The following is a 3308-nucleotide window of genomic DNA, read 5'->3' on the forward strand; positions in this document are numbered from 1 at the left end:
ACAGCTTCGGCGGCTGGAAGCGTTCTCTGTTCGGTGACCTGCACGCTTACGGCCCCGACGGTGTGCGCTTCTACACCCGCAAGAAAGCCATCACTCAGCGCTGGCCGCAACGCACCAGCCACGAAGCGGCGCAATTCGCCTTCCCAAGCAATAGCTAAGGCAGGCACTTGGTTCGAGTGTCTGCGTCATCAGTTGTTCGGACGGAGAACTGAGAGGGCGCAGACGTTCGCACCCTAAAGCGTTTGGCCCTCAGTGTGTTGGGAGAGGGTGCTCGTGGTGGCGATTGCCCAGGATGGGTGCGCACCGACAGGGCTGAGCAGTTCATCGCTCAGTACGGCGAGGCTTTGTGGCCATCCCAGTGCCTCGAATGCTCCTGCAATTAATCGGGAGCCTGCAACAGTACTTTTTTTGAGTTTATTTTTTTAAGAGGTCGATGATTAACATGCCGATTACCAATCAATCTGTGAAGGACCTTGATCGCGAGTTCGTGTTCCACTCGTGGTCGATTCAAGGAGCACTCAACCCTTTAGTTATCGCAGGCGGGGAGGGTTCTACGGTATGGGACTATGATGGCAAGCGTTATCTGGATTTCTCCAGCCAGCTCGTCAATACCAACCTCGGTCATCAGCATCCAGCGGTCATCGCGGCGATTCAGGAACAAGCGGCCACTCTGACGACCATTGCACCATCGACTGCCAACCTTATGCGAGGCGAGGCCGCCAAGCGCATCATTGAGCAGGCACCTGAGGGCTTTAAGAAAGTCTTCTTCACGAACGGTGGTGCCGATGCCAATGAAAACGCGATCCGCATGGCCCGACTCTTCACCGGACGGGATAAGGTGTTGTCATCCTACCGCTCCTATCACGGCAATACCGGATCGGCGATTGTTGCCACGGGTGACCCGCGTCGCGTGCCGAATGAGTACGCACGTGGCCACGTTCACTTTTTCACGCCTTATCTCTATCGCAGCGAGTTCAACGCGCAGACTGAGGTCGAAGAGACAGAACGTGCGCTCCGGCACCTGCGCCGGGTGATAGAGAGCGAAGGTTCGAGTTCAATCGCAGCAATCCTTCTCGAAAGTCTGCCCGGCACGGCCGGTATTCTGATGCCGTCCGCTTCCTATATGCAGGGTGTTCGCGAACTGGCAAATGAATTCGGCATGTTGCTCATCCTGGACGAAGTAATGTCCGGTTTTGGTCGGACGGGCAAGTGGTTCGCCCTGGAGCATTATGGGGTTGTGCCTGATCTCATCACCTTCGCCAAGGGTGTGAACTCTGGGTATGTCCCTGTCGGTGGCGTCGTAATCTCGGAGCCGCTCTGCGCTTATTTCGAAACGCGCTACTTCCCTGGAGGCTTGACCTACTCTGGGCACCCGCTTGCCATGGCCTCGATTGTCGCCGCGATTGACGCGATGCGTAAGGAGGGGGTTGTAGAAAACGCTTTGGACATCGGAACCAACTGTCTGGGGCCGCGTCTGCGTGACCTCCAGCAACGTCATGCATCGATCGGTGAGGTGCGAGGTGTCGGCGTGTTCTGGGCTCTGGAGTTTGTGAGCGATAAAGAAACTCGCGCACCGCTGGCTGCGCAAACGATGCAGGTGCTCAAAGCCAAGCTGATGGAGCGTGGTCTGTTGCCGTTTGTAGTCGAGAACCGCATTCATGTGGTTCCGCCATGCATCATCAGTGCTGAAGAAGTTGAAGCGGGTATCGCCATTCTGGATGAAGTAATTGGCTCGGTACTTGGCTAATACGTTTAAGAATCGACGTGTAAATGGATGCTCTATAAACAGTTTTGGGCATCATGTTTTTTGATTTTTTTTGCAGTTCAGAGGTCAGGATTTTCATGAGCGTTATCACTCATCTTATTAACGGCAAACCATACTCAGAAAGTGGCCGTACCTGCGAAGTATTCAATCCAGCCACTGGCCAGGTAATCCACAAGTTGGGCCTGGCGAGCCGCGCCACGGTGCAAAAAGCCATCGAGTCTGCGCAAGCGGCTTTCCCGGCCTGGCGCAATACCCCTCCGGCCAAACGCGCGCAGGTGATGTTCCGCTTCAAGCAACTGCTGGAAGCGAATGAGCAGCGTATCGCCCAACTGATCAGCGAAGAGCACGGCAAGACCATCGAGGACGCCGTGGGCGAACTCAAGCGTGGCATCGAGAACGTTGAGTTCGCATCTGCCGCTCCCGAGATCCTCAAGGGTGAATACAGCCGCAACGTCGGCCCGAATATCGATGCCTGGAGTGATCTTCAGCCAATTGGCGTCGTGGCCGGCATCACCCCGTTCAACTTCCCGGCGATGGTACCGCTGTGGATGTATCCGTTGGCCATTGCCTGCGGTAACTGCTTCATCCTCAAGCCATCCGAGCGTGATCCAAGCTCGACGTTGCTGATCGCCGAGCTGCTGCACGAAGCCGGCTTGCCCAAGGGCGTGCTGAACGTCGTGCATGGCGACAAGGAAGCAGTGGATGCACTGATCGAGGCACCTGCGGTCAAGGCCCTGAGCTTCGTCGGCTCCACGCCGATCGCCGAGTATATCTATGCCGAAGGCACCAAGCGCGGCAAGCGCGTCCAGGCCTTGGGCGGCGCGAAAAACCACGCCGTGCTGATGCCAGACGCTGATCTGAACAATGCCGTTAGCGCACTGATGGGTGCCGCCTACGGCTCGTGCGGCGAGCGTTGCATGGCGATTTCCGTCGCTGTCTGCGTGGGTGATCAGGTTGCAGATGCACTGATCGCCAAGCTGGAACCGCAAATCAAGGCGCTGAAGATCGGTGCCGGTACCACCTGCGGCCTGGACATGGGCCCGCTGGTGACTGCCGCCGCACGCGACAAGGTGTTGGATTACATCGATGACGGCGTGGCTGCTGGTGCCACGGTGGTGGTCGATGGCCGCGGCTTCAGAGTCGCGGGCCACGAAGATGGTTACTTCGTCGGCGGTACCTTGTTCGATCGCGTTACCCCAGAGATGCGCATCTACAAGGAAGAGATCTTTGGCCCGGTGCTGTGCGTCGTGCGCGTGAACAGCCTGGAAAAGGCGATCCAGCTGATCAACGACCATGAGTACGGCAACGGCACCTGTATCTTCACCCGTGATGGTGAGTCGGCCCGTCTGTTCTGTGACGAGATCGAAGTGGGCATGGTCGGTGTCAACGTGCCGCTGCCGGTACCGGTGAGCTACCACAGCTTCGGCGGCTGGAAGCGTTCTCTGTTCGGTGACCTGCACGCTTACGGCCCCGACGGTGTGCGCTTCTACACCCGCAAGAAAGCCATCACTCAGCGCTGGCCGCAACGCACCAGCCACGAAGC

General features: G+C 57.6%; 2 protein-coding genes and 1 pseudogene. All 3 read left to right on the forward strand.

From position 1 onward, the window contains the following. Nucleotides 1-158, forward strand: a pseudogene (locus ACRESJ_RS29665) (methylmalonate-semialdehyde dehydrogenase (CoA acylating)); the annotation flags it as partial. Nucleotides 159-442: 284 nt separating this feature from the next. Then, the gene (locus ACRESJ_RS29670) at nt 443-1747 is read left to right on the forward strand and encodes an aspartate aminotransferase family protein (RefSeq protein WP_431761066.1); all 1305 of its coding nucleotides are present in this window, start codon (nt 443-445) and stop codon (nt 1745-1747) included. A gap of 95 nt (nt 1748-1842) precedes the next feature. Then, the coding region (locus ACRESJ_RS29675; protein WP_431761067.1) for a CoA-acylating methylmalonate-semialdehyde dehydrogenase at nt 1843-3308 on the forward strand (1466 nt) is incomplete at its 3' end.

It is taken from the genome of Pseudomonas sp., from assembly GCF_050739655.1.
In the GTDB taxonomy this organism is placed as follows: domain Bacteria; phylum Pseudomonadota; class Gammaproteobacteria; order Pseudomonadales; family Pseudomonadaceae; genus Aquipseudomonas.